At 63.0% G+C, this 24,006-nt stretch carries 27 protein-coding genes and 1 pseudogene; 14 read left to right on the top strand and 14 right to left on the bottom strand.

From position 1 onward, the window contains the following. Nucleotides 1-20: 20 nt before the first annotated feature. From EJ077_RS22735 to EJ077_RS22710, 7 genes are all read right to left on the bottom strand, one after another. Nucleotides 21-1,106 (bottom strand): ABC transporter ATP-binding protein, encoded by a 1,086-nt coding sequence (locus EJ077_RS22735; protein WP_208696431.1) that lies wholly within the window; start codon nucleotides 1,104-1,106, stop codon nucleotides 21-23. Then, complete coding sequence (locus tag EJ077_RS22730; protein WP_208696429.1) at nucleotides 1,096-1,704, bottom strand: cupin domain-containing protein; 609 nt, start codon at nucleotides 1,702-1,704, stop codon at nucleotides 1,096-1,098. The genes EJ077_RS22735 and EJ077_RS22730 overlap by 11 nt, the downstream gene beginning before the upstream one ends. A 177-nt stretch (nucleotides 1,705-1,881) precedes the next feature. Continuing rightward, complete coding sequence (locus tag EJ077_RS22725; RefSeq protein WP_208696428.1) at nucleotides 1,882-2,952, bottom strand: ABC transporter substrate-binding protein; 1,071 nt, start codon at nucleotides 2,950-2,952, stop codon at nucleotides 1,882-1,884. Between the two features lie 28 nt (nucleotides 2,953-2,980). Next, nucleotides 2,981-3,802 (bottom strand): ABC transporter permease, encoded by an 822-nt coding sequence (locus EJ077_RS22720; RefSeq protein ID WP_208696426.1) that lies wholly within the window; start codon nucleotides 3,800-3,802, stop codon nucleotides 2,981-2,983. Then, on the bottom strand, nucleotides 3,799-4,683 hold the full coding sequence (locus EJ077_RS22715) for an ABC transporter permease (RefSeq protein ID WP_208696424.1): 885 nt from the start codon (nucleotides 4,681-4,683) through the stop codon (nucleotides 3,799-3,801). The genes EJ077_RS22720 and EJ077_RS22715 overlap by 4 nt, the downstream gene beginning before the upstream one ends. 576 nt (nucleotides 4,684-5,259) lie before the next feature. Then, the gene (locus EJ077_RS32640) at nucleotides 5,260-5,391 is read right to left on the bottom strand and encodes a hypothetical protein (protein ID WP_281040179.1); all 132 of its coding nucleotides are present in this window, start codon (nucleotides 5,389-5,391) and stop codon (nucleotides 5,260-5,262) included. A 162-nt stretch (nucleotides 5,392-5,553) separates the two neighbouring features. Then, a complete protein-coding gene (locus EJ077_RS22710) occupies nucleotides 5,554-6,258 on the bottom strand; it encodes an SOS response-associated peptidase (RefSeq protein WP_208696422.1) in 705 nt (234 codons plus the stop codon). Between the two features lie 166 nt (nucleotides 6,259-6,424). On the opposite strand from EJ077_RS22710, the gene EJ077_RS22705 reads away from it, so the two are divergent. Continuing rightward, nucleotides 6,425-6,778, top strand: a complete 354-nt coding sequence (locus EJ077_RS22705) for a SnoaL-like domain-containing protein (protein ID WP_208696420.1) — start codon at nucleotides 6,425-6,427, stop codon at nucleotides 6,776-6,778. 98 nt (nucleotides 6,779-6,876) lie between these two features. Here EJ077_RS22705 and EJ077_RS22700 read toward each other — a convergent pair whose 3' ends face one another. Continuing rightward, nucleotides 6,877-7,356: an SRPBCC family protein gene (locus tag EJ077_RS22700; protein ID WP_208696418.1), complete on the bottom strand. Its 480-nt coding sequence runs from the start codon at nucleotides 7,354-7,356 to the stop codon at nucleotides 6,877-6,879. Beyond that, nucleotides 7,353-7,709 carry an ArsR/SmtB family transcription factor gene (locus EJ077_RS22695; RefSeq protein ID WP_208696416.1) on the bottom strand — a complete coding sequence of 119 codons (357 nt, stop codon included), beginning with the start codon at nucleotides 7,707-7,709 and terminating at the stop codon, nucleotides 7,353-7,355. The genes EJ077_RS22700 and EJ077_RS22695 overlap by 4 nt, the downstream gene beginning before the upstream one ends. 167 nt (nucleotides 7,710-7,876) lie before the next feature. Between EJ077_RS22695 and EJ077_RS22690 the strand changes: the two genes are divergently transcribed. Continuing rightward, nucleotides 7,877-8,230: an ArsC family reductase gene (locus EJ077_RS22690; RefSeq protein ID WP_245458509.1), complete on the top strand. Its 354-nt coding sequence runs from the start codon at nucleotides 7,877-7,879 to the stop codon at nucleotides 8,228-8,230. 59 nt (nucleotides 8,231-8,289) lie between these two features. Here EJ077_RS22690 and EJ077_RS22685 read toward each other — a convergent pair whose 3' ends face one another. From EJ077_RS22685 to EJ077_RS22675, 3 genes are read right to left on the bottom strand one after another with little or no spacing between them, the layout of a single operon-like run. After that, nucleotides 8,290-8,646 carry a DUF488 domain-containing protein gene (locus tag EJ077_RS22685; protein ID WP_208696414.1) on the bottom strand — a complete coding sequence of 119 codons (357 nt, stop codon included), beginning with the start codon at nucleotides 8,644-8,646 and terminating at the stop codon, nucleotides 8,290-8,292. A gap of 14 nt (nucleotides 8,647-8,660) precedes the next feature. Continuing rightward, nucleotides 8,661-9,926, bottom strand: coding sequence for an aminopeptidase (locus EJ077_RS22680; protein WP_208696412.1), 1,266 nt, complete (start codon nucleotides 9,924-9,926; stop codon nucleotides 8,661-8,663). A 23-nt stretch (nucleotides 9,927-9,949) separates the two neighbouring features. Beyond that, the gene (locus EJ077_RS22675; RefSeq protein WP_208696410.1) at nucleotides 9,950-10,915 is read right to left on the bottom strand and encodes a LysR substrate-binding domain-containing protein; all 966 of its coding nucleotides are present in this window, start codon (nucleotides 10,913-10,915) and stop codon (nucleotides 9,950-9,952) included. A gap of 94 nt (nucleotides 10,916-11,009) precedes the next feature. Between EJ077_RS22675 and EJ077_RS22670 the strand changes: the two genes are divergently transcribed. From EJ077_RS22670 to sbmA, 3 genes and pseudogenes are all read left to right on the top strand, one after another. Continuing rightward, nucleotides 11,010-11,234, top strand: coding sequence for a hypothetical protein (locus EJ077_RS22670; protein WP_208696408.1), 225 nt, complete (start codon nucleotides 11,010-11,012; stop codon nucleotides 11,232-11,234). Nucleotides 11,235-11,305: 71 nt separating this feature from the next. Continuing rightward, nucleotides 11,306-12,466, top strand: coding sequence for a YbfB/YjiJ family MFS transporter (locus EJ077_RS22665; protein ID WP_208696406.1), 1,161 nt, complete (start codon nucleotides 11,306-11,308; stop codon nucleotides 12,464-12,466). Between the two features lie 115 nt (nucleotides 12,467-12,581). Beyond that, nucleotides 12,582-13,840 (top strand): annotated as a pseudogene (sbmA, locus tag EJ077_RS22660) (peptide antibiotic transporter SbmA). 32 nt (nucleotides 13,841-13,872) lie between these two features. Here the strand turns inward: sbmA and EJ077_RS22655 are convergent. After that, a complete protein-coding gene (locus EJ077_RS22655) occupies nucleotides 13,873-14,877 on the bottom strand; it encodes a polysaccharide deacetylase family protein (protein WP_208696404.1) in 1,005 nt (334 codons plus the stop codon). A 218-nt stretch (nucleotides 14,878-15,095) separates the two neighbouring features. Here EJ077_RS22655 and EJ077_RS22650 point away from each other — a divergent pair, with 218 nt between their 5' ends. Continuing rightward, a complete protein-coding gene (locus EJ077_RS22650; protein WP_208696402.1) occupies nucleotides 15,096-15,761 on the top strand; it encodes a tetratricopeptide repeat protein in 666 nt (221 codons plus the stop codon). Continuing rightward, nucleotides 15,758-17,191: a ribosome biogenesis GTPase Der gene (gene der / locus EJ077_RS22645; protein ID WP_208696400.1), complete on the top strand. Its 1,434-nt coding sequence runs from the start codon at nucleotides 15,758-15,760 to the stop codon at nucleotides 17,189-17,191. The genes EJ077_RS22650 and der overlap by 4 nt, the downstream gene beginning before the upstream one ends. Nucleotides 17,192-17,210: 19 nt before the next feature. On the opposite strand, the gene EJ077_RS22640 is transcribed toward der, so the two are convergent. Continuing rightward, a complete protein-coding gene (locus tag EJ077_RS22640; RefSeq protein WP_208696398.1) occupies nucleotides 17,211-18,128 on the bottom strand; it encodes a LysR substrate-binding domain-containing protein in 918 nt (305 codons plus the stop codon). 117 nt (nucleotides 18,129-18,245) lie between these two features. Here EJ077_RS22640 and EJ077_RS22635 point away from each other — a divergent pair, with 117 nt between their 5' ends. From EJ077_RS22635 to EJ077_RS22605, 7 genes are all read left to right on the top strand, one after another. Next, nucleotides 18,246-19,538, top strand: a complete 1,293-nt coding sequence (locus EJ077_RS22635; protein ID WP_208696396.1) for an MFS transporter — start codon at nucleotides 18,246-18,248, stop codon at nucleotides 19,536-19,538. 143 nt (nucleotides 19,539-19,681) lie between these two features. Then, nucleotides 19,682-20,866, top strand: a complete 1,185-nt coding sequence (locus tag EJ077_RS22630) for a cell wall hydrolase (RefSeq protein ID WP_208696393.1) — start codon at nucleotides 19,682-19,684, stop codon at nucleotides 20,864-20,866. 256 nt (nucleotides 20,867-21,122) lie between these two features. After that, nucleotides 21,123-21,524: an AtpZ/AtpI family protein gene (locus EJ077_RS22625; protein ID WP_208696391.1), complete on the top strand. Its 402-nt coding sequence runs from the start codon at nucleotides 21,123-21,125 to the stop codon at nucleotides 21,522-21,524. Nucleotides 21,525-21,580: 56 nt separating this feature from the next. Further along, nucleotides 21,581-22,339 (top strand): F0F1 ATP synthase subunit A, encoded by a 759-nt coding sequence (locus EJ077_RS22620; protein ID WP_027142301.1) that lies wholly within the window; start codon nucleotides 21,581-21,583, stop codon nucleotides 22,337-22,339. A gap of 83 nt (nucleotides 22,340-22,422) precedes the next feature. Next, on the top strand, nucleotides 22,423-22,647 hold the full coding sequence (locus tag EJ077_RS22615; RefSeq protein ID WP_013896722.1) for a F0F1 ATP synthase subunit C: 225 nt from the start codon (nucleotides 22,423-22,425) through the stop codon (nucleotides 22,645-22,647). Nucleotides 22,648-22,709: 62 nt separating this feature from the next. Then, nucleotides 22,710-23,309 carry a F0F1 ATP synthase subunit B gene (locus EJ077_RS22610; RefSeq protein WP_208696389.1) on the top strand — a complete coding sequence of 200 codons (600 nt, stop codon included), beginning with the start codon at nucleotides 22,710-22,712 and terminating at the stop codon, nucleotides 23,307-23,309. Nucleotides 23,310-23,319: 10 nt separating this feature from the next. Beyond that, complete coding sequence (locus EJ077_RS22605) at nucleotides 23,320-23,811, top strand: F0F1 ATP synthase subunit B (protein ID WP_127280808.1); 492 nt, start codon at nucleotides 23,320-23,322, stop codon at nucleotides 23,809-23,811. Nucleotides 23,812-24,006: the final 195 nt, after the last annotated feature.

Below are 24,006 nucleotides of genomic sequence, written 5' to 3'. Positions count from 1 at the left end.
ACCTTGCGAAGGTGATCAGGCTAGATCGGCAGCATAGGGCAGTTGGCGCCACGGCGCAGCCTGATATGCGCCACGTCGCCGGCGCTGAATTGAAAGCCCTCGGCCTGGCGCGGCGCGTCGATGACAACGGGCACGCCTTGCCCCAGTTCCGCGTGAAGGCGCAACGTGCGGCCATGGAAGACGATGCTGTTGACCCGCGCCGGCGCCGTGCCGGGCGAGGCCTCGGTCGTCGCCAGCAGATCCTCCGGACGCACGCCGATGGTGCGGACCTCGCCTTCGCCGGGTGACTGGCCGGTTTCGGAAATGGCCTCCAGCGGCAAGGTGCCGGCGGTGAAACGCAGGCGGTCGCCATCCCGGCCCACAAAACGTGATTGCAGGAGATTCATGGTGCCGATGAAACTTGCCACGAACTTCGTGGCGGGCCGGTCGTAAAGCGTCGCCGGCGGCGCGATCTGCTCGATGCGGCCCTTGTTCATGACGACGATACGGTCGGAGATCGACAGCGCCTCGGTCTGGTCGTGAGTGACCATCACGAAGGTGGTGCCAAGCCGAGACTGCAGCCGCTTCAACTCGACTTGCATTTGTTCGCGCAGATGCGCGTCCAGCGCCGACAGCGGCTCGTCGAGCAAGAGCACGCGCGGCTCGCAGACGATGGCGCGGGCAAGTGCGACGCGCTGGCGCTGGCCGCCCGACAGTTCCAGGACGCGAGCGCGAAGCTTGTCGGCGAGACCGACCATCTCCAGGGCTTCGCCGACGCGCTTTGCCTGTTCGGCGCCGGACAGTTTTCGCAGGGACAGGCCGAAGCCGACATTTTCGGCGACGTTCATGTGCGGAAACAGCGCGTAGTCCTGAAACACGGTGTTGACCGGCCGGTCGAAGGGCCGAAGGGCCGTGATGTCATGGCCGTCGAGCAAGACCTTGCCGCTCGACGGGCTTTCAAAGCCGGCAATGACACGCAGGCTGGTGGTCTTACCACAGCCGGACGGCCCGAGCAGCGTGATGAATTCGCCGCTGACAATGTCGAGATCGACGGTATCGAGTCCGACGATGCCACCTGGAAAAACCTTGGAAACCGCCTGAAGCCGGACGAGTGGATCAGGCGCCATCGCGAACCTCGGACGGCTTCGTGGTGTTGACCCAGAGGATCTGGCACTGCTCCGCGCCGGGATTGCGGAAGGCGTGCAAAAGCGTGCTCTTGAAGGCAAAACTGTCGCCGGTCTTCAGCCCGTATTTTGTCGAATCCACCACCAGTTCGACCTCGCCCGAAAGCACGAAGCCGAATTCATGGCCGGCATGGGCGTAGGCTTCCGCCGTGCCGCCGCCGGCTTCCACCGTCACCAGCATGCCGGTCAGCGTCGCGCCGGGCGGCGACAGCAGCGCCTTGGCGATGCCTTCGGATTTCACCGGGATCTGCCGCCTTTTGTCGGCGCGCACGCAATAGAGATCATTGACCGCATCGTTGCCGTCGGCGATCAGCGCCGACGGCTCGATGTCGAGCGCGGCGGCGAGCGGCCAGATCACCTTGACGCGCAGCGAGGACATGCCGCGCTCGATCTGGCTCAGCGCGCCGATCGACACGCCGGCTTTTGCCGCCAGTTCGGCCAGTGATAGGCGGCGCTCGAGCCGCAGCGCCCGCACGCGCCGGCCGACGCGAACGTCGGCATCGTCTTTCGGTTTTTCGGCGGCCTCGTCAAGCATGTCCATGCGTTGGTCCTCGTTTGCTTCTTCCTTCTCCCCTTGTGGGAGAAGGTGGATCGGCGCGTAGCGCCGAGACGGTTGAGGGGTGAGTGACAGATCGCCGCCGGCGCCAAGCTGGAGCACCCCTCATCCGTCGCCTTCGGCGACACCTTCTCCCACAAGGGGAGAAGGGAAGGCCGTAGCTCACCCGCCAGCCTTCACCTTCTCGAACATCTTCGCCATATCGTCATTCTGTTTCATCGGGCCGGTGAAGATCGTGCTTTTCAGCATCACCTCCGGGTCGGACGGCAGTTGCAGCTTCTCCAACTCGTCCTTCGACACTCCGGCGAAAGCGGTGCTGAGCGAGCTGCCATAGCCGTAGGACTGGATCAGGAATTTGCCGGAGTCAGCGTCGAGCCGGCTGTTGATGAAGTCATAGGCGAGATCGACGTTCTTGGCGTCCTTCAGCATGACGAAGCCGCAGGCCCAGGTCAGCATACCCTCCTTCGGCTTCATGAACTCGACCGGCACGCCCTGTTTCTTGAGTGAGGTTGCCGATGCGTTCCAGGTCATGGCGGCGACCAGTTGGCCGCTGGCCAGCGCCTGCTCGACCGAGGTCATGTCGGTGGTGTAGCTCGACAGCAGCGGGCGCTGTTCGCGCAATTTTGCCGCGACCTTGTCCATCTGCTCGGCAGTCATGTCGAAGGGGTTTACGCCGGCCAGAAGTGCGGCGACGATCGGGGTGTCATGCACGGCGTCGATGGTCGCCATACGGCCTGCATATTGCTTGTCCCATAGAAGGTTCCAGCTCGCCTCGGGGTTCTTCACCAGATCGGTGCGGTAGAGGATCGAGGTGTTGCCCCAGTCCCATGGCACCATCCAGACCTTGCCGTCGCCGGCCTGCAGGTCGGGCAGGTTCTTGAACACCGGGAAGATCGAATCCCAGTTCTTGATGCGCTTGGTGTCGATCGGCTGCAGCAGGCCTTCCTTGTTCCAGCGCGCCACCTTGTCATAGCAGGGGTGCGCGATGTCAGGCCGGAAGCCGGCCTTGACCTTGGTGAAGGCGTCGTCGTCGTCGCCGAAGATCGAGGCCTCGACGCCATCGGGGTGCGCGGCGAGGAAGCTCTTGTTGAAATCGGGCAACTCATAGCCCGACCAGGTGAAGTACTGCAGCTTCTCGGCGGCGAGCGCCACGGTCGACGACAGTGCGAGCGCAAGTGCCGCGAGGCCGGCTCGGGCCTTGTGTCCCGACACCGATTTCAGGTGGAATGTCATTTTCGTTCTCCTCTCTCGTTGTTGTGTTTCAGGCTGGATTGCGGCGTATGGCGCCAAGCCCGCGATGGCGCAGGATTTCGGCGGTGCCAGCGATGATGAAGGACACGGCCAGGATCACCGTCCCGAGCGCCATGACGGTCGGCAGCGAGCGGGGAAAGCGCAGTTGGCTCCAGATGTAGAGCGGCAGTGTCGGCTCGGTGCCGGCGAGGAAGAAGACGACGATGAACTCGTCGAAGGAGATCAGGAAAGCAAGCATGAAGGCCGACAGGACGGCCGGCAAGCTGAGCGGCAGCATGACGCGCCGGAAGGTCGTCCAGTCGGAAGCGCCAAGGTCGAGCGCCGCCTCGCGAACGGTCCTGGGGATGGCGGCGAAACGGCTGCGCATAATGACCACGGTGGTCGGCAACGCGACCAGGATATGGCCGAGCACGATAGCGACACGCGACGGTCCGAGGCCGACGAGGTTGACCAGGATCAGCAGCGATATGCCGACGATGACGCCAGGGATGAGGATCGGCAGCCGCGCGATGGCGCTGATCGTGGCGGCCAGCGGCGAGCGGCCATAGAGATCCATATAGGATACGGTGATGCCGCACAGCGTGGCGCCCGAGGCCGCGATGGCGCCGATGACGAGACTGTTGACGAGCGCGCCCGACAGCGCGGGATTGCCGTAGAGCGTGGCATACCATTGCAGCGTGAAGCCCTGCAGCGGAAACGCGGCCTGGATCGAATCGTTGAAGGAAAACAGCGGGATCAGCAGGACGGGCAGATAAAGGAAGATCAGATAGGCAAGCACATAGAGGCCGAGCCAGCGGCCATCCCTTTTCAAGCTGGCGCGCCCTGTTTTCATGTGCGGCTGCCAAACCGGCGGTCCGCGCCGCGCGCGACCAACACCACGAGCAGGATGACCAGCATGACGCAGACCGAAAGGGCGGCGCCGAACGGCCAGTCATTGGCCTTGCCAAACTGCGACTGGATCAGCGAGCCGATCATGGTGCTGGCCGGACCGCCCACCATGGCCGGCGTGACATAGTCGCCGACCGTCGGCACGAAGACGACAAGTGCGGCGGCCAGCACGCCCGGCATCGAATTGGGCAACACGACCCGACGGAAGGAAGTGAACGGCCTCGCGCCCAGATCGGAAGCGGCCTCGATCAACGATTTCGGGATCGTGTCCAGCGCCACATAGATCGGCAGGATGGCGAACGGCGCGTAGGCATGCGCGAGCGTGACGACGACAGCGGCCGGCGTGTTGAGGAAGGCCAGTGTCGGCTCGGACCAGATGCCGCTTTCGATCAGCGCCGAGTTCAACACCCCATTGTAGGCCAGCACGATCTTCCAGGCGAAGACACGCAGCAGATAGCTGGTCCAGAATGGCAGTGTCACCAGGAACAGCAGCAGGCCGCGCCGCCGGCCGGCGTGAAAGGCAAGATAGTAGGCGACGGGGTAAGCGGTGACGACTGTGGCCAGCGTGACCATCGTGGCGATGATCAGCGAGCGCAGCGTGACCGTCCAGTAGAGCGGATCGGTTGCCACGGTGGTGAAGTTTTCGACGGTCAGTCCAACGCCGAGCAGCGAACCGTCATTGCCGCGGAAGGCGAGGAAAAGCACGAGGCCAAGCGCAAACAGGATCAGCAGGAAAGTGACCAGCGCGCCGGGCAGCAACATGGCGAACCGGAAGCCCGATGAAGCCCGGGTCTCTGGCACATGTGCTGCAACTAGGGTCGACATCGACCTGCCCGTCCCAGAATTTTTGAAATTGACTAATGATTTTTCATATGCATGAAACTGTCAAGCGGAATCCCGCCGCGGAAATGGTGTGGCCCACGGGTCTCGATTGGCTATCGCACCGGGACACGTTCGCATCGTTCGGGGTGAATGTGCAGGTTGTGCGATCCATGGCTTCCTGGAGGTCAAGGGTTACCATCAGCTACGGAGCTTGGGCTTCGGATCATCCTTGACTCAAAGATTTGTTCATATTTTGTTCCATATGCTAGGGCGAAACAGGAACGTTCCTTGCCGAGCGTATGCGCATGTATCAAGGCGAGTTCGATTTCGGAATTCCAGCGCCACCATGGCGGCCGGCGACGTGGCGCATAGCAGCCTGCGCCGTGGCGCCAACTGCCCCATGCTGCCAAGCTAGCCTCATCCAACTGCGCAAGGTCGCCCGCACGACCGTGGGGCTGGTCCGATCGACATGTGAACGAACGACCACGGAACGAAGTAGGAATTGACTAAGATAGGAAGGCATTCCTAAATTAGTTGATGCCCGAATTGAGCACCCGACCGCGCCGAAATGTGCAGACCCTATGCCTCGCGCACGAAGTGGGGCAACTCATTCGTGTCCGATGCCGGCACTGCAACATCATCCGGCATTATCTGCCCGGCGATCTCGCGAAGCTTGTCGGTGACATTCCCTTTTGGGATGTCGAACGGCATATGCGGTGCGAGCGCTGCAAGCTTCGCGAGCTTGATGCCGACATAATTTTGCCGAGTGCTGCCGAGCGCTTGAAAATTCGTGTCAGACGCCTTGTCGAAATCCGCATGGTTCGCCGTGTAATATGGCGAGACGAGGAATGAGGAACGCGGCTATCCCTTAGCCTAGAACAGAGATCCTTGGGCTGGCACCTGCTGGGGAAACTTAATCTGTGTGGGTGGCTTCTCAACGATCACCAACGCGTCGTCGGGCGCTGTCCGCTGCAAATGCCGCGCTTCCGTCCACGGCGCAGTAAGCCAGGTCTCCGTCTCTTCCGGTGTTGTCAGGATCACGGGCATGGCCTTCTCATGGATCGGCGCGATGAGGGCGTTAGGCTTGGTTGTCATGAAGGCAAACAGCTCGAAGTCGCTAGGTCCGTCCTTGACCTTTCGCACGCCCTGCCACCGGGTCCAGAAACCGGCGAAGAAGAATAGCGGCCGGCTCTCGTCACGGGCAAACCAGTAATTTCGCTGGATTCCTGTTTCTGGGTCCTTGTCGTTCGAGGCAGGGCTGGGCTCGGCAAAGCTGGTCACCGGTACGACACATCTGTGTTCGATGCCCACATACTGTTGCCAGTGCGAATATTGTGGATTGCGAACGTTCGTAGTGCCGTAGTCGGCCTTTCCTTTCATCCGCTCCAGCGGTGTCGGCAAACCCCAAAGCAGTTTCGCCAGCTCGCGATTCCCATCTGACGTGTTGCGAACAACCGGGCCTAGCTGATTGGGATAGATGTCGACTGAAGGCTCGAGATTGCCGATGACGTCGCGCATGGCCCGTGTCCATTGTCGGACCGCCTCTTGCGTCGTTGTGATGTTGTAGAGGTTGCACATTCACACAGCATTGCGGAATTGGCTTGTGTCTGCAACCAAAGTCGGTCCGCGATAGGCTGGTCAGGCGCTTATCCTGACAGGGTCATGTCAGCTATCGACCCGTCAGATGATGGCATGTCAGCGGGCTGTTCCCTACTTGCAATGCGTCTGAACAGGAGGAACCCAAATGACCATCACGGATATTGCCAAGGATTTCACCGAGCTCCTCAAGCAGGGAGACCACGACGGCGCTGCTGAAAAGTACAATGCCGATGACATCGCCAGCTACGAAGCCATGGAGGGGCCCATGGCCGTCAGCCGCGGCAAGGAGGCCCTCAAGCAAAAGAGCCAGTGGTGGCAAGAGAACCACGAAGTGCATGGCGGCTCGGTCGAGGGGCCCTATGTCAACGGCGATCAGTTCGCGGTGCGCTTCACGTTCGACATAACGCCCAAGGCTACGGGGGAGCGAGTCACCATGGATGAGGTTGGCCTTTACACCGTCAAGAACGGCAAGATCACCGAAGAACGCTTCTACTACTGACGCAGGCGATACGCCGGTCAGGAGCCTGCGCTTGCGCTCCCGGGTTGGAGAACAAGGCATGGCGGCCGGGCGAGACTCCCGGCCGCCATGTAAGAGGCTCAAATCGTCTTCACATACTGCGCAAGCTGATCGGCTACCGTGCCCCAGCCGTCGAAGAAACCCATCTCTTCATGATTGTCGCGGGTGGCCTCGTCGCGGTGGATGGCGGTGGCCGTGTAGCGCGTGCCGCGGCCATCCGGCTGCAGCGAAATCACAGCAGTGATGAACGGCTCACCTGACGGCCGGTAACCCGGCAGCAGCGCATCCGTCCACACCAGCCGCTCGTTCGGCACGATCTCCAGATAGCAGCAATGGCGGTCGCTGACCTCCTTGTCGTCGGGCGACTGCATGCGTGTCCGGAACAACCCGCCTGGCCTGAGGTCGATCTCGCAGTCGGTGATCACCCATGGTTTTGGTGTGAACCATTGCCTGACATGCTCCGGCGTCGTCATGGCGCGCCACAACAGTTGGTGCGGCGCGTCGAGCACGCGCTCCAGCACGAGGTCCAGCCTGGGATCCGGCTTGAAGGGATAGCTCATTTTTCCTGCTCCTTGAGTGTCATCACATAGGCGTCGAACTGGTCGAGGCGGCGCTCCCAAAGCGTGCGCTGCTCAGCCAGCCAGCTTTCGGCGAGCTTCAGCGGCTCGGGTGCTAGCTCGTAAGTCCTGACCCGGCCGGTCTTTTGCGAGCGAACCAGCCCGCAGCCTTCGAGAATCTTGAGATGGTCGATGAAGGAAGGCAGGGCCATCTCGAAAGGCTGTGCCAGTTCGCTGACCGAAGCGGGGCTCCTGTTGAGCCGCTCGACCACGCGTCGCCGTGTCGGGTCGGCAAGCGCGCGAAAAATGCCGTCGATCGGCGGGGGGCTCGGATTTGCGCTCTGGAGGCTGGTCATCGAATGGTCCTGGGTCGTGGTCAAAGGTGGTCAGAAATACTTAGGTGAATTCCTTAGTGTTGGCAAGCGGCAAATTTCGGCGGATGCCGGCCTAGCTGCTGGCAAAGCGGGAAGGGCGGTTTTAGGTTGCGAAACGGATTCGATGGTCACCCCAAAGGAAGCACGTCTTGACGATCACCATGTACGGCATCACCAATTGCGACACGATCAAGAAGGCGCGCGTCTGGCTAGAGAGCCATGACGTTCCCTATCATTTCCATGACTATCGGGCCGAAGGAATCGAGGCCGGCAAGCTGAATGGCTGGGTCGGCAAGGTCGGCTGGGAAAAGCTGCTCAACAAAGGCAGCACGACGTTTCGCGAACTGCCGGACGCGGACAAGCAGGGCCTCGACGAGAAGAAGGCGAAATCGCTGATGCTGGCCAAGCCGACGATGATCAAGCGACCGGTGCTGGAAGTCGGCGACAGCATCTTCGTCGGGTTCAAGCCGGATGTTTATGTAGAGGCGGTGGGCGGGAAGTAGAGCCGGCTCTCACCCGCCGCGATCCTTCGCGCCCCCGCCGTCCCAACGGCGTCTCGATGTTACGCGTGGGCTCGCAAATACCCCGCCAGCGCCACGGCATTGTTGTGCGCCTCGTCATGGGCGCCGTAGAGCAGCGTTACCTTGCCGTCGCGGAGCAGGGCGCGCAAAGTCGCCAACGCCTCTTCGTTGCGGTCCAGTTCGCCACCATACCGCTTCTGAAATTCCGCCCAGCGCTCCGGCTCATGCCCGAACCATTTGCGCAGTTCGTTGCTCGGCGCGATCTCCTTCAGCCACAGCGTCAACGCGGCATCCTTCTTAACGATGCCGCGCGGCCATATCCGATCCACCAGCACCCGCTGGCCATCGGCCTTCCCGGGCGCTTCGTAGACGCGCTTGACCGCGATATCGAAGGCCATCACACCTCCGCCGGCTAGAGCCCCTGGGCCCACTCGCCCTTGCGCATCACCGGCACGCGGCTGCCATCCTTTGCGATGCCGTCAATGTCGATCTTGTCCGACCCGATCATCCAGTCGATGTGGATGAAGCTCTTGTTGCCGCCGCGCGCCGCGATTTCGTCCTGGCTGAGCGAGGCGCCGTCGACGAAGCACTTCGAATAGCACTGGCCGAGCGCGATATGGCAGGCGGCGTTTTCATCAAACAGCGTGTTGAAGAACAGGAGGCCGCTGGCCGAGATCGGCGAGGAATGCGGCACCAGCGCCACTTCGCCGAGGCGGCGCGCACCTTCGTCGGTGTCGAGCACTTTCTTCAGCACGTCCTCGCCCTTCGAGGCCTTGGCCTCGACGATCCTCCCGCCCTCGAAGCGCACCGAGATGTCGTCTATCAGAGTGCCCTGGTAGGACAATGGCTTGGTCGAGGAAACATGGCCCTCGACGCGCCGTGCGTGGGGCGTGGTGAAGACTTCCTCGGTCGGGATGTTGGGATTGCAGGTGATGCCGTTCTTGGCGGTCGAGGCGCCGCCCATCCACTCATGGCCGTCCGCCAGCCCGACTGTCAGGTCGGTGCCTGGTCCGGTGAAGTGCAGCGCATGGAAATCGTGGCCGTTCAGCCATTCGGTGCGGCCGCGCAGCGCCGCATTGTGCGCCTTCCAGTTGCCGATCGGGTCCTCCACATCGACCCGTGAGGCGGCGAAGATGGCGTCGGCGAGCTTCGCCACCGCCACGTCGTCGGCGTCGCCGGGGAAAACCTGCCTGGCCCAGGCCAGATCCGGATAGGCGACGATGTTCCAGTTGATGTCGAAGCCGGTGATCTTCTCCAGCGCCGGCTGGTAGGCCATCGAATTGGCCTTATTGGCGCGCGCCACCTTCGCCGGATCCTGCGCCGACAACAGCGACGGATCCTCGCCGCGCACGGCGAGCCGGGCGGCATTGTTGGAAAAGGCCTTCGCCATGCCTTCATAGAGCCAGCCGGCGGCACGATCGAAGCCGGCATCGGCGCCGAACCGGTAGCGCGCCAGCGTCATCTCGTCATCGTTGAAGATCGGCGTCACCAGCCCGGCGCCGGCCTTGTAGGCGTGCTCGACGATGCGCCTGGTCAGCGGCAGCGCCGCGATCGACGATGTCAGCACCAGGTCCTGTCCAGGCTGCAACTGCAGCCCGACCTTGATGGCGACTTCCGCCAGCCTGTCGAGCTTCACCGGGTCGATCGTTGCGGAAACGCCGCGCGAATGTGTGGTCATGATTCTGCCTGTCGTCGTGGGATTTATGATTGAACATAGACCGGTGCCGCGGTGCTTTCCACCGCGATCGCGCCGCTGGGCTCCGCGACCGACGATCCGAACTGCGCCATCGTCGCCGCGATCTCTTCCTTGATCCAGATTTTGAAGTCCCGGACCTTGCGGCTTTCGGTGGTGGTGGCGGAGGTCACCAACCAGTAGCCAAGTCCGCTCTGGGCGCGAATTCCGAACGGCGCCACCAGCCGCCCATCGGCCAGCGCGTCGGCCGTCAGCAATTGCCAGCCCAGCATCACGCCATGGCCGGCGATCGCCGATTCCAGGCACAGCATCGGGTCGGTGAAGCGCGCGCCTTTCTGGAAGGTGACGGGTGCAACGCCGGCCGCGGCGAACCAGCTTTCCCAGTTGATCATCGCCCGCTCGTCAGTGATGGCGCAGGTCCGTGCAAGGTCGCCGATCGACTTCAGTTTTCGTGCAATGCCAGGCGCGCAGACCGGGAAGACTTCCTGCGCCAAAATGAGCTCCGCCTTCCCGCCCGGCCATTTGCCGTCGCCAAGCCGGATGGCAATGTCGATGTCGGAATGATCGAGATTGGCCAGCCGCACCGAGGCGTCGATACGCAACAGCACGTTGGGATGCCGGTCGAAGTGCCGCGACAGCCGTGGCAGCAGCCATTTGGAGGCAAAGGCCGGTGCCGCCGAAACAACCAATGTGCATTGCGTTGCCTCATCGGCCAGTGCCACGGCCTGCGCAAGCTCGCGAAATCCAGCGCCCAGGCGGGCCGCGAAGACGGCGCCGAATTCGGTCAGGACGAGACCGCTGGTCGTGCGCTCGAATAGGGCCTGGCCAAGCTGCTTTTCGGTGCGGCTGATCTGCTGGCTGACGGCGCTGACGGAAACGTTGAGTTCGCTGGCGGCGGTCGCGAGCGAGCCGAGACGGGCGACGGTTTCCACGGCGCGAAGGCCGTTGAGATGAACGCGGTTGAGCATGGCCATTTGAGATTTTCTAAACCGATCCGGCCGAAATCTCAATTGAAAGAGATATCGAAACGGCTGACTTATGGATGGAGACAGCCCTACGGAGCCGGAAATGCTGAGGATGTTGTCGTCGCTGAAGGTCCTGTTCGCCGCCGCTTCGTGGGATGACACGCGCTGCGACGTCGATACGCTGAGCTGGCTGACCGATCCGCTTGCGCATCCCGCGCTTGACGCGATGTCGGAGCGCGAACTTGGTGATGTGCCGTTCCGCTTGACGGCGCGCCGGACCGTGCATGAGACCGTTTCGCTGAACGCTGGTTTCGGCGGGCGCTGCTGAGCGCGCGGTCCGGCACTGGCCCAACACAAGGCGGATTGTTTCACCCGTGCGCAGATTTATTGTGCACTGCAATGACATCCGCTCCATCGACAGCGCTTCGCTACGCCTTCGCCGGCATGATCGCCATGGCCGTCGCCATGGGCATCGGCCGCTTCGTCTACACGCCGATCCTGCCCGGCATGATGGAGGAACTGCATCTGTCGCCGGCCGATGCCGGCTGGATCGCCTCGGCCAACTATCTCGGATACCTCGTCGGCGCGTTGGTGGCGGCGGGCAACTGGGCGCACGGACGCGAGCGTTGGCTGATGCTGGCAGCCCTCGGTGCCAGCGCCGTGCTGGCCGCCCTGATGGGGCTGACCGACGCCATGGCCGCCTTTCTCGCCATCCGTTTTCTGGCCGGTCTGGCCAGCGCCTTCGTCATGGTGTTCATGGCCAGCATCGTTTTCAGCCATATCACGGCGGCCGGGCGCGGCGACCTCCAGGCCTGGCATTTCGGCGGCGTTGGCCTCGGCATCGCGATATCGGCGGCGATGATGGCCGTGCTGGTCGCCGAGCACGCTGGCTGGGCGCAGGGCTGGCTGTGGTCGGGCGCGATTTCGGCTTGCGGCTTCGTTGCCGTGGCGCTGCTGGCGAACCAGGGTCCGCTCACCAATGGCGAAGCCGTCCACGAGCCGGCGCTGCCGAAAGACCTGTCGCTGATGAAGGCGATCGTCGCCTATGGCCTGTTCGGTTTCGGCTATGTGGTGACGGCGACCTTCCTCGTCGCCATCGTCCGCCAAGGCGGCGGCAGCCGCGTCTTCGAGGCCGAAGTGTGGATGGTTGCCGGCCTTGCCGGTTTCCCTTCGGTCTGGCTTTGGCAGAAGATATCGGCGCGGATCGGGCTCTATGCCGCCTATGCCTTGGGATGCTTCGTCGAAGTTGTCGGCGTTACCGCGAGCGTCGCCGCCGGCGGGCGCACGGGGCCGCTGCTTGGCGGCGTGCTGCTCGGCGGCACCTTCATTGCCATCACGGCACTTGGCCTGCAGGCCGCACGGCAGCAGGCGCCGAAGTCACCCCGGCGCATCTTTGCCCTGATGACCGCCTCCTTCGGTCTTGGCCAGATCATCGGCCCGATCGCGGCCGGGCTTCTGGCCCAGGCGTCGGGCGACTTCTTCCTCGCCTCCATCGTCGCCGCGGCCGTCCTGGTCGTCTCCGGCGCACTCACATGGTCGGCCGCGCCAAAATCGCCATGATTTGTGGTCTTGCTCTGCACCCGGCGTAGGGCAGGGCATTTTCTTTCCCCCTAATGTGTGACCTTATGCCCGCCGAACCCACCTGATTTGCGCATAGATCGAGGAATTCGCCACAGTGTTCGTATCCTTCTTCCCGCAGCCGAAGCTTTTCTTCTCTTCGGCCGCCATCTGGAGCCTTGCGGCGATCCTGTTCTGGTTTTTCGGCGGGGAGCAATTGGGGGCCTCGTGGGCCTTCCGCCGGCAGCCGCGGATGCGGCGCCGATCATCGGCATCGCCGTGCTGGTGTCGAAACCGTTCCTCTGGTTTTACATCTATTTCGCGCTTTGCGTGGCCATCTTCTACGCATTCTGGAGCTGGTATTCGCCGCATCCTTGGCAGCGTTGGTCGATCTTGATGACGGCGGTCATCCTGTTCTTCATCTATTTCAACGTGCAGGTCAGCGTCGCCGTCAACGCCTGGTACGGCCCCTTCTTCGACTATGTGCAAGGGTTGATGTCGGGGACCGGAAAATCGACCAACGGCGAATTCTATACCGGGCTGGCCGACTTTTCGTGGCTCGCGCTGGTCGGCATGAACGTGCAGGTGGTCAATGCCTTCATCGTCAGTCACTGGATCTTCCGCTGGCGCACGGCGATGAACAACTACTTCATCGAGAACTGGAGCCGGCTGCGCCATATCGAGGGCGCCTCGCAGCGTATCCAGGAGGACACGATGCGGTTCTCGCAGATCATGGAGGATCTCGGTTCCAGTTTCGTCCAGTCGATCATGACCTTGATCGCCTTCCTGCCGGTGATGATCCAGTTGCAGGCCCATATCAGCGAACTGCCGATCATCGGCGCGATCCCGCAGCCATTGGTGGTCGCGGCACTTGCCTGGTGCCTGTTCGGCACGATCTCGGTGATGATCGCCGGACTGAAGCTTCCGGGGCTGCAGTTCCGCAACCAGCGCGTCGAAGCCGCTTACCGCAAGGAACTCGTCTATGGCGAGGATCATGCGGACAGGGCGCAACCCGCCACCACCGCCGAGCTGTTTGCCAATGTCCGGCACAATTATTTCCGGCTCTATTTCCACTACATCTATTTCAATGTCGTCCGGTACACCTACCTGCAGGCCGATAACATTTTCTCGCTGTTGATCCTGGGTCCGTCGCTGGTCGCGCACAAGATAACGTTCGGTGCGCTGAACCAGATCTCCAACGCCTTCGGCAAGGTGACGGGTTCGCTGCAATTCCTGCTCACCTCCTGGTCGACCATCGTCGAATTGCAGTCGGTCCATAAACGCCTGCGCGCCTTCGAAGCGACGTTGGAAGGTGAGCCGCTGCCCGATATCGACCAGCGCTATCTGGCAAGACAAGGTGCCGAGGATCCGGCTTAAATCAGGCTTGTGATGCGAAGACGGTTGGCGGCTCAGCCGCCAACCGTCGCCTGCGTCTGGCTGCCATCCCGCCGCGAAACATAATCGCGAAAACTGATGCACTCGACATCTGATTTGACGCAGACCTCGCCGGCAAAGCGTTCCAGCGCGTTCCAGTAGGCGCCGTCATTCATCAGTGTGAAGTGGAAGCCGAGTTCCAGCGGAATGCGCTTGCCCTGATATTGCGTTTCGAAGGCGGCGCGGAACGCCTGGTAGGTGCGGTCGGCGAATTCGCCCGCCTTGCTCGGCCGCTCGAAGCCGCCGGAATGCCGGACATAGAGATTGTAGTCCATGGCGATCACCGGCCGCGATTTCGGCCCTTCCGGAATCAGCGGCAGGGAAAAGCGGGTGATGCCGCTTATGGTCGGCGGCAGGGCAGGGCCCTTTGAGACGCCGCTGGCGTCGAACTGATAGCCGGCTGCCGGCAGCGCCTCGTAAAGCGCCTTGCTTGCCGACAGGTAGGGCGCCCGGAAACCCGCCACCGCATGCGCGAAATCGCGCCAGCCCTCGGGTTCGGGTGCAATGCCGTTGATGGCATAGGCGTTTTCTAGAATGTGCTCGAACGAGGCGAATTCCGTCAGCCAGTCGGCCTTGCTCCAGTCCTTGCCGTCGAAATGGCCGCAGGCGTGGCTGGCGATGTCGTGGCCCTCATGGGCGGCGAGACCGATCTGTTCCAGCCGCTCGGCGACGTCCTGCCTGGAGGCGGCAAAGCCGATGTTGGACTTGCCCGCGGTCTTGCCAGGCGCCGTGTATTGGCCGCGTGTCTCGGGCGACAGCAGGAAGACACAGGACAGAAAATAGGTGAAATGCGCCCCGGTGCGCTGGGCCAGGGCCCTGCTGCGCTTCCACTGCGAGATGTCGCGGGCACTGTCGAACGAGATGATGACGACCTGCTTCGGCCTGGCCGGCTCTGGTGGCGCGGGCGGGTCGGCCAGGGCCGCGCCGGCGGTGGCGAGCGAAGCAAGTGAAAACGCAACAACGCGGGACAGACTGGGCATCGGCAAATTTACAGGCTCCGGGTGGTCGGCAAGCCGGCTATCCCCGAAATGTGGCGCCGGTGCGATTGGGGTTTTCGTGTGGTTGCCCCGGGGGCAAACATCCGTTTGCCCCCGGGAATGGGCGATTTTCCGGTCGAACCCCTTCCATGCCGACAAAATTTCGCTAAAACGCGGGCTCACGAAAGGCCCCGACCCGGGGCCAAGAATGGTTTTGATCGATGTCCGACGACAGTTTTATCCGTGAAGTCAATGACGAGATGCGCCGCGAGCAGGCGCAGAAGCTGTGGGACCGTTTTGGTCCAGCCTTGCTTGTGATTGCCATCCTGGTGGTGCTCGGCACCGCCGCCTTCGTCGGCTATCGCTATTGGGACGAGACGCGCGCCAACCGCTCCGGCGATGCTTTCTCGCAGGCGCTGAAGCTTGCCAATGATGGCAAGAACGACGATGCGCTGGCCGCGCTCGATCAGCTGGAGAAGGATGGCTACGGCGCCTATCCGCTGCTCGCTCGCATGCGTGCCGCGACCGTCAAGGCCAACAAGGGCGACGTCGACGCAGCCGTCAAGGATTTCGACGATGTCGCCGCCGACACCGCCATTCCCCACGGCCTGCGCGACATCGCGCGGCTGAGGGCCGCCCTCCTGCTCGTCGATCATGGCTCCTTCGCCGACGTGTCCAGCCGTGTCGAGGCGCTGACCTCGGACACCAACACGCTGCGCCACAGCGCGCGCGAGGCGCTCGGGCTTGCGGCCTGGAAGGAAGGCAAGGCGCAGGACGCGCTGAAACTGTTCGACCAGATCGCTTCCGATGACGGCGCCCCGCGCAACACGCGCGAGCGGGCGACCTTGATGTCCGAACTGATCCGCGGGTCGGGCAGTGCATCGTGACCTTCAAAGTCGCCATCATAGGCAGACCTAACGTCGGCAAATCAACCCTTTTCAATCGGCTGGTGGGAAGGAAGCTGGCGCTTGTCGACGACACGCCGGGCGTCACCCGTGACCGCCGTGTCCATGCCGCCAAGCTTTACGATCTGCATTTCGACGTCATCGACACAGCGGGCTTCGAGGATGCCGGCGCTTCGACCTTGCCGGGCCGCATGCGCGCGCAGACCGAAATCGCCATCCGCGAGGCGGATCTGATCTTCTTCACCATCGACGCCAAGTCCGGCCTGCTGCCGGATGACAGGACCTTTGCCGAGATCGTGCGCAAATCCGGCAAACCGGTCGTCCTCGTTGCCAACAAGGCCGAGGCGAAGGGCGCCCAAGGCGGCATGCTGGAGGCCTGGGAGCTCGGGCTTGGCGAGCCGATCCCGGTTTCGGCCGAGCACGGCCAGGGCATGCCCGACCTGCGCGACGCCGTGATCGAAGCGCTTGGAGAGGCGCGCGCCTTCGGTGAAGACGAGAACGGCGATGACGAAGAGATCGCCGCCACCGAAGTGCTGATCGGCGAGGACATCGCCGATCCGGATGCCGAGCCGGCCTATGACGATACCAAGCCGATGCGTATCGCCGTCGTCGGCCGTCCCAACGCCGGCAAGTCGACGCTGATCAATGCGCTGATCGGCGAGGAACGGCTGCTGACCGGACCGGAGGCGGGCATCACCCGCGATTCCATCTCCGTCGACTGGGACTGGCGCGGCCGCCGCATAAAACTGTTCGACACGGCCGGCATGCGCCGCAAGGCCAGGATCCACGAAAAGCTGGAAGTGATGTCGGTGCAGGATGGCTTGCGCGCCATCCGTTTCGCGGAGATCGTCATCATCGTGCTCGACGCCACCATTCCCTTCGAGAAGCAGGATCTGCAGATCGCCGACCTGATCATCCGCGAGGGCAGGGCACCGGTGATCGCCTTCAACAAATGGGACCTGATCGATAACCCGCAGGAGCTGTTGGCCGAACTGCGGGAGAAGACCGAGCGGCTGTTGCCGCAGGTGCGCGGCATCCAGGCCGTGCCGGTCTCGGCCGAGACCGGACGCGGCCTCGACAAGCTGATGGATGCGGTGCTGAGGACGCACAAGGTCTGGAACAGCCGTGTTTCCACCGGCAAGCTCAACCGCTGGCTCGAGGCCATACTGGCGCATCACCCGCCGCCCGCCGTTGCCGGGCGCCGGCTGAAGGTCAAATACGTCACCCAGGCCAAGACGCGGCCGCCGGGTTTCGTGGTCCAGTGCTCGCGGCCGGACGCGATGCCGCAATCTTATGTTCGCTATCTCTCCAACAGCCTGCGCGAGGCCTTCGACATGCCGGGCGTGCCGATCCGCATCGCGCTGCGCACGTCGGACAATCCGTTCGCCGGCCGGGCCAAGAAGCGCGGCTGAGCTTCGGCGTTCGTGCTGATCAGGCCACCGCGCGCAAGCCGGCGGTCCGCGTATTTTCCGGCAGGGCCTGCCGCGCGGCCTCCAGCAATATGTCGGCAAGGCGGGCCGCCACGGGCTCGGCTTCGGCATCCCGCCGATGCAGGAACAGCGTCATCTTGGGCAGCGCCGGCAGGCCGGCGATCTCGGGCGTCATCGCACTGACGCTGGCCGGCAAGCCGATGTCGGTGCGGATCGTCAGCCCCAATCCCGCGGCGACAGCCGCCCAGATGCCACCCAGACTGGGGCTCGAGAAGGCCATGCGCCAGGGCAGCCCGGCGCGGTCGAGCGTTTCAGTCGCGACCGTGCGCAGCAGACATGGCGCTTCCAGCGCCACCAGCGGCAGTGGCTCGCCGTCGCGCAGGCTGGTCTCGATGCGCTTGGCTGGGCCGATCCAGCGCATCGGAACATCGGCGACATGCTCGCTATAGGGCAGCGTCTGGCCACAGTGCCAGGCAAGCGCGATGTCGAGGCTGCCTGACATCACCCTTTCGGCAAGGTCGTGGCTGCGCGCGATCCTGGCCTCGATCTTGACCTTGGGATGGGCTCGGGCAAACCGGCCCAGCACGTCCGGCAGCACGGCCTCGCCGAAATCCTCCTGCAGACCGAGCCGCACCCAGCCTTCCAGTTCGACGTCATGGATGGCCGCCGCCGCTTCGTCGTTCAAATCAAGCAGCCGGCGCGCATAGCCTAGCATGGTCTCGCCGGCCTCCGTCAACGCCAGGCCGCGCCCCGCCTTGCGGAAGATCGGCGTCGCTGCCTGTTCTTCCAGTTTCTTCAATTGCGCGCTGACCGCCGAGGTCGACCGGCCAAGTCGGTCGGCGGCCTTGGCGAAGCTGCCCAGCTCCATGCCGGTGACGAAACTTCTGAGAACGTCGAGGTCGAATGTCACCCGCTGCATCGTAATGTCCTGTTTTTCAGGATTGATCGTCAAAAACTTCCTTATTTTAAGGATGGATTTATGGCGATAGAGAGATGCCGTCAAGGCTGAAACACCGGCCTGCAACGGGAAGAAATCATGTCCGCCATAGTCGACTGTGCCGATCAACAGCCACCACAAATCCTGCAAGGCAGCGCTGCCAGCCCTGCCGGCAGGGTGTTCGGCCCCAACCACCGCTGGAAGGTCCTGGGCATAGGGGTTGCGGCGAATGCCGGTTTTTCGGCCACTTTCTCGGGCATCCCGGCAACGGCGGTCTTGCTTCGCCAGAGCTATCACCTGAGCAATGCCGAACTCGGCCTGGCGCTTGGCCTCCTTGGGCTGGGGGTTGCGCTCAGCGAATTGCCATGGGGTCTGCTCACCGACCGCTGGGGGGATCGCCGCGTGCTTCTGATCGGGCTTGGCGCGACGGCGGCCTGGCTGCTTGCGATGGCGATGCTGGTCGTGCCGACAAGATCAGGCATTCCCGATGTCATGCTGCTGGCGGCGAGCCTGCTCGTCACGGGACTGCTCGGCGGCAGTGTCAATGGGTCGAGCGGCCGCGCCATCATGGCCTGGTTCCGCGAGAATGAGCGCGGTTTTGCCATGAGCATCAGGCAGACGGCAGTGCCGCTCGGCGGTGGCCTCGGCGCGCTCGTCCTGCCTTCGCTTGCCCTGGCTTTCGGGTTTGCCGCGGTGTTCGGGCTTCTGGCGGCGGCATCCGCTCTCTCCGGGTTTTTTGCCTGGCGTTGGCTGCACGAACCGCCGACAGCGGGTGAAGCCCACGCTATCTTATCGGATGGACCGGCGCCGTTGCGCAACATCGAGGTCTGGCGCATCTCGACCGCGATCGGCCTGCTCTGCTTTCCGCAAGTGGCGGTCCTCACTTTCGCGTCGGTGTTCCTGCACGACTTCGCCGGGCTTGGCACGACGGCGATCAGCGCGAGCCTCGCCGCTGTACAGGTCGGCGCCATGGTCATGCGCATCTGGAGCGGCCGCTATACCGATCGCCACGGCAACCGCCGTCAATTTCTTCGCTTGTGCAGTGCGCTCAGCGCGCTGGCCTTCGTGGCGCTCTGGGTGCTGGTTCTGGCCGTTCCCGCACTCCCTGCCAGCCAATCCTTGCTAATCGCTGTCCTGCCCTTGGTGCTTGTCGTCGCCGGCATCTCGGTCTCCGCCTGGCACGGCGTTGCCTATACCGAGCTTGCCACGCTGGCCGGTGCCGGCCATGTCGGAACGGCACTCAGCCTTGCTAACAGCTTTGTCTTCGTCGGCTTCTTCATGGTGCCTGTGGCCATTCCAGGGCTGCTGCACCTCTGGTCGTGGGCTGGCGTCTGGCTGTCGGCCGCCGCCTGCGCCCTGGTCGCCTGGCCGATCTTCCTGAAGCGGGCCTGAGCGGTCCCGCGCAAAACGCCGGACTTCGAAGCCACGACCGCTAGCCGACCGGGAAAACCCGACCGATCCCGTTAACGTCCCATCAAGGTTAATGCATCATTTTGCTCTCCAGTGGGGTCAGTAGCGTTCCTGGAGAGAGTTCCGTGCATCGACGTGTCTTGACGCGGCTGGCCGCCGCCGCCGGTGAGAAGAAACGCAGCCTTGTGTCTCCGTTCATCATCGGTCTCGGCATCTGGATCGGCTTTCCGACCGTCGCCGCCTACCAGGACATGACAAGCCTTGTATCCGGCCTCGAAGCGCCGACCGCCCGCTGGAACTCCTATGTCGAGAAATCCGTCGCCGGCTCGGTCCACGCCGCCGAGATGCCGTTCGTCGATTCCGAAGTCACCGGCTCGATTTCGGGTTCCGGCGTTCGCCTTCCCGGTATCGGCTCCGTCTCGTTCCGCGGCAAGGGCGGCAAGGTCAGCGGGTCGCCCGACGAGGATCGCGTCGTGCGCGCCGACAAGAAGGGCCGCATCGTCCAGGTTTCTCCGGTGGCACCGCCGAAGAACTTCAATGCCGGCTCGATCTTCCAGCGGACCTCCTCGCTGATGCGGCCGAGCATGGACAGCGGCCTGAAGATGGCCTTCGCCAAGCCTCAGATCAAAGGCAAGGAAATCCAGATCGCCGCCGCATTCCATGCGCGTGAAGACAAGAAGCCGGATCCCGGCGTGCCGGCCATGCTCGCCGCCCTCGTCAACAACGACCACCCCGATGTGCTGGCGACCGCCTACGCACAATCCGAGCCGGACTACGCCAAGGCTTCACCCTTTGAAGCCCTGCTTCAGGACGAGCAGCCCAATAGCGGCCGCTTCATTCCGCCGATGGCAAAGGGCGACCATGCCTGGATCCAGAATCCGCTTCCGGCCAGCGTCTTCTCCAAGCCGGAGCAGAAATGCCTGGCCAACGGCATCTATTTCGAGGCACGCGGCGAAACCGTGCGCGGTCAGGCCGCTGTCGCCCAGGTTATCCTCAACCGGGTCCGCAATCCCGCCTATCCCAATTCGATCTGCGGCGTCGTCTACCAGAACGACAGCTGGTTCAACCGCTGTCAGTTTTCATTCGCTTGCGACGGCAGAAAGAAGCGTATCGACAACCCTGTCGCCTACAAGACCGCGCAAGACATCGGCATGGCCGTCACCGCCGGCAAGATCTTCATTCCGGAAGTGGGATCGTCAACACATTACTACGCCAACTATGTTCATCCCGGCTGGGCGCGCACGATGCAGAAGATGACCAAGATCGGCCTGCATATCTTCTACCGGACCTATGGTGGCGGCTGGAGCTGAGCGGGGCGCCGGGCGCCGCTCTTTTCGCGCGGTCGCACGGTCGATCGGAGAGCCATTGCCTGGGGGATTCGCGCAACGCATCCCCCGATCGCCGCGGGCACGATGTCGCACCTTTCTAATCCATTGATTTTGCTGTCTAAAATACACAGCGCGGAACTTCCCTCCGTGGCTTGACGGGCGCAAACCCTCTAACTATGTTGCCGGCGACTTTAGAAGCGGACGGACGGTGACGGTCTGCCCGGGCAGGGGGGTTGCGATGGCCGAGAAAAAAGGGCCAGACGGAACCGGAGAAACCGGCCGCGGCAAAGAGCATGGCGCCGAAATCCGCGACGACGATCTTGAGCGACGTCGGCGTGAACTTGGAGCATCCCTTGCGACAAGGCTGCCGAACCGGCTCGAGGGGAAAGACGACGCGAAACCAGTGACCGGATACGGTCAGGCGATCAAACTATCCAGCGAGTTTATCGCCGGGGTGGTGGTGGGCGCCGGCATCGGCTGGATCATCGACCGTGTGGCGGGGACATCGCCGTGGGGTCTGATCGTTTTCCTGCTGCTCGGGTTTGGCGCCGGCGTGCTCAATGTCATGCGTTCGGCTGGCGTTGTGGCGGAATTCGGACAAGGCGCGAAGCCGCGCCGTGACCGGGACGACAGTAAGTAGCCGCTTCCGTGCGGCAATGGTAATTTGGCCGTACGCGGCATTGACGGGGTTTGAACGTGGCAGCTGACAAGGTCGATCCGATCCACCAGTTCCATATCAACAAGCTGATACCGATCGAGATCGGCGGCTATGACCTGTCTTTCACCAATTCCGCCCTGTTCATGGTCGCCACCGTGGTTGTTGCCGCGGCGTTCCTGTTCCTGACGACGTCGAGCCGCAGCCTGGTTCCAGGCCGGCTGCAGTCGGTCTCCGAAATGGCCTATGAATTCGTCGGCAACATGTTGCGCGACGCCGCCGGCACGCAGGGCATGAAGTTCTTCCCCTTCGTGTTCTCGCTGTTCATGTTCGTGCTGGTCGCCAATCTGCTCGGCCTGTTTCCCTATTTCTTCACGGTCACCAGCCACATCATCGTCACCTTCGGCCTCGCGGCCCTGGTGATCGGAACCGTGGTGGTCTACGGCTTCATGAAGCATGGTCTTGGTTTCCTCAAGCTGTTCGTTCCGCATGGCGTGCCGGTGTTCCTGCTGCCGCTGGTGGTGCTGATCGAGGTCATTTCCTTCGTGTCCCGCCCGGTCAGCCTCTCGGTTCGTCTGTTCGCCAACATGCTTGCCGGCCACATCACGCTCAAGGTTTTCTCCGGGTTCGTCGTCAGCCTCTCCGCACTGGGCGCGGTCGGGGTGGCGGGTTCGATCCTGCCGTTGGCGATGGCAGTGGCGCTGACGGCGCTTGAACTGCTGGTCGCCTTCCTGCAGGCCTACGTCTTTGCCGTGTTGACCTGCATGTATCTCAACGACGCCCTGCATCCCGGGCACTGAGGCAAGAGTTCCGGCCCAAGTGTTTCCAACATTGGTGCCGGATGAAATCGCAACGGAATTTTCAGATCAAAGGAGTTGAACAAATGGACGCAGAAGCAGCAAAGTACATCGGCGCCGGCATCGCTTGCCTAGGCATGGGTGGCGCGGGCATTGGCCTGGGCAACATCTTCGGCAGCTACCTCTCGGGCGCGCTGCGCAACCCGTCGGCTGCCGACGGCCAGTTCGGTCGCCTGATTTTTGGCTTCGCCGTGACCGAAGCTCTGGGCATCTTCTCGCTTCTCATCGCGCTGTTGGCCCTGTTCGGCTGAGTACTGAGAAGATTGGACAGGCCGGCCGCGCAAGCGGCGGGCCTGATATCTGGGGATAGTCCATGTTCGTGACATCTGCCTTCGCGCAAGAGTCCGCGCCATCAGCCGACACCAGCCACGCTGCGACCGGAGGCGACACGCATTCCGGCACCAGCGTGCCTGCCGAAGCGCACGGCACGTTTCCGCCATTCAATCCGGAGACGTTTCCGTCGCAGCTTCTGTGGCTGGCGATCACGTTCGGGCTGTTCTACCTCTTCCTGAAGCGGGTCGTGATGCCGCGTGTCGGCGGCATCATCGATGTCCGCAACGACCGCATCAGCCAGGATCTCGACCAGGCAGCCAAGTTGAAGGGTGAGGCAGACGCCGCCGTTGCCGCTTACGAGCAGGAACTGGCGGAAGCCAAGAAGAACGCGAACTCGATCGCCCAGCAGGCCAACGATGCGGCCAAGGCGGAAGCCGACACCGCGCGCAAAAAGATCGAGGCCGCGCTCGAGGAGAAGCTTGGCGAGGCCGAGGCACGCATCGCTTCCATCAAGGCCAATGCCATGAAGGAAGTCGGCAGCATTGCCGAGGATACCGCTTCGGCGATCGTCGAGGCACTCGTTGGCGGCAAGGCCAGCAAGGCCGAGATCGCGGCTGCGGTCAAATCCGTGGCCCGGTGAGGAGCGCATCATGGACGCTACATCTCTCGCAACGCTCTGGGCCACGATCGCCCTGATCATCTTCCTGGCCATCGCCGTCTATATCAAGGTGCCCGGCATGATCGCCAAGGCGCTCGACGCCCGCGCCGCCAGGATCAGCAGTGAACTCGACGAGGCACGCAAGCTGCGCGACGAAGCCCAGCAACTGCTTGGCCAGTACAAGAAGAAGCGCAAGGAAGCCGAGCAGGAGGCCGCTGATATTGTCGCGGCCGCCAAGCGCGAGGCCGAACTGCTGGCCGCCGAGGCCCACAAGAAGACCGAGGACTATGTCGCCCGGCGCACCGCGCTTGCCGAACAGAAGATCGGCCAGGCCGAGCGCGAAGCGATCGGCGAAGTGCGCGCCAGCGCCGTCGACATCGCTGTCGAGGCGGCACGCGCATTGCTCGCCGCCAAGGTTGACGCCAAGGCCGGAGCCGACCTGTTCAAGTCCGCGCTGCAGGACGTGAAGGCCAAGCTGAACTGAGCTGGCAACGTCAAGCAAATCAAAAGCCGCCCGGGAAACCTGGCGGCTTTTTTGTTGTCAGGCCTATTGAATTCGTCATCCTAGAGCGGAGCAAGGAGCGAAGCGACGCGCGCAGACCCTAGGATCCATGCCGTGACTTACGAGCGCCGCAACAGTGCAGAACTCTGGTCCGCCGCATCCAGGACAGGCGTTACG

The organism is Mesorhizobium sp. M8A.F.Ca.ET.057.01.1.1, assembly GCF_003952565.1.
In the GTDB taxonomy this organism is placed as follows: Bacteria; Pseudomonadota; Alphaproteobacteria; order Rhizobiales; family Rhizobiaceae; genus Mesorhizobium.
The sequence above is the reverse complement of the archived record's forward strand: the minus strand, read 5'-3'. Positions and strand labels throughout refer to the sequence as shown.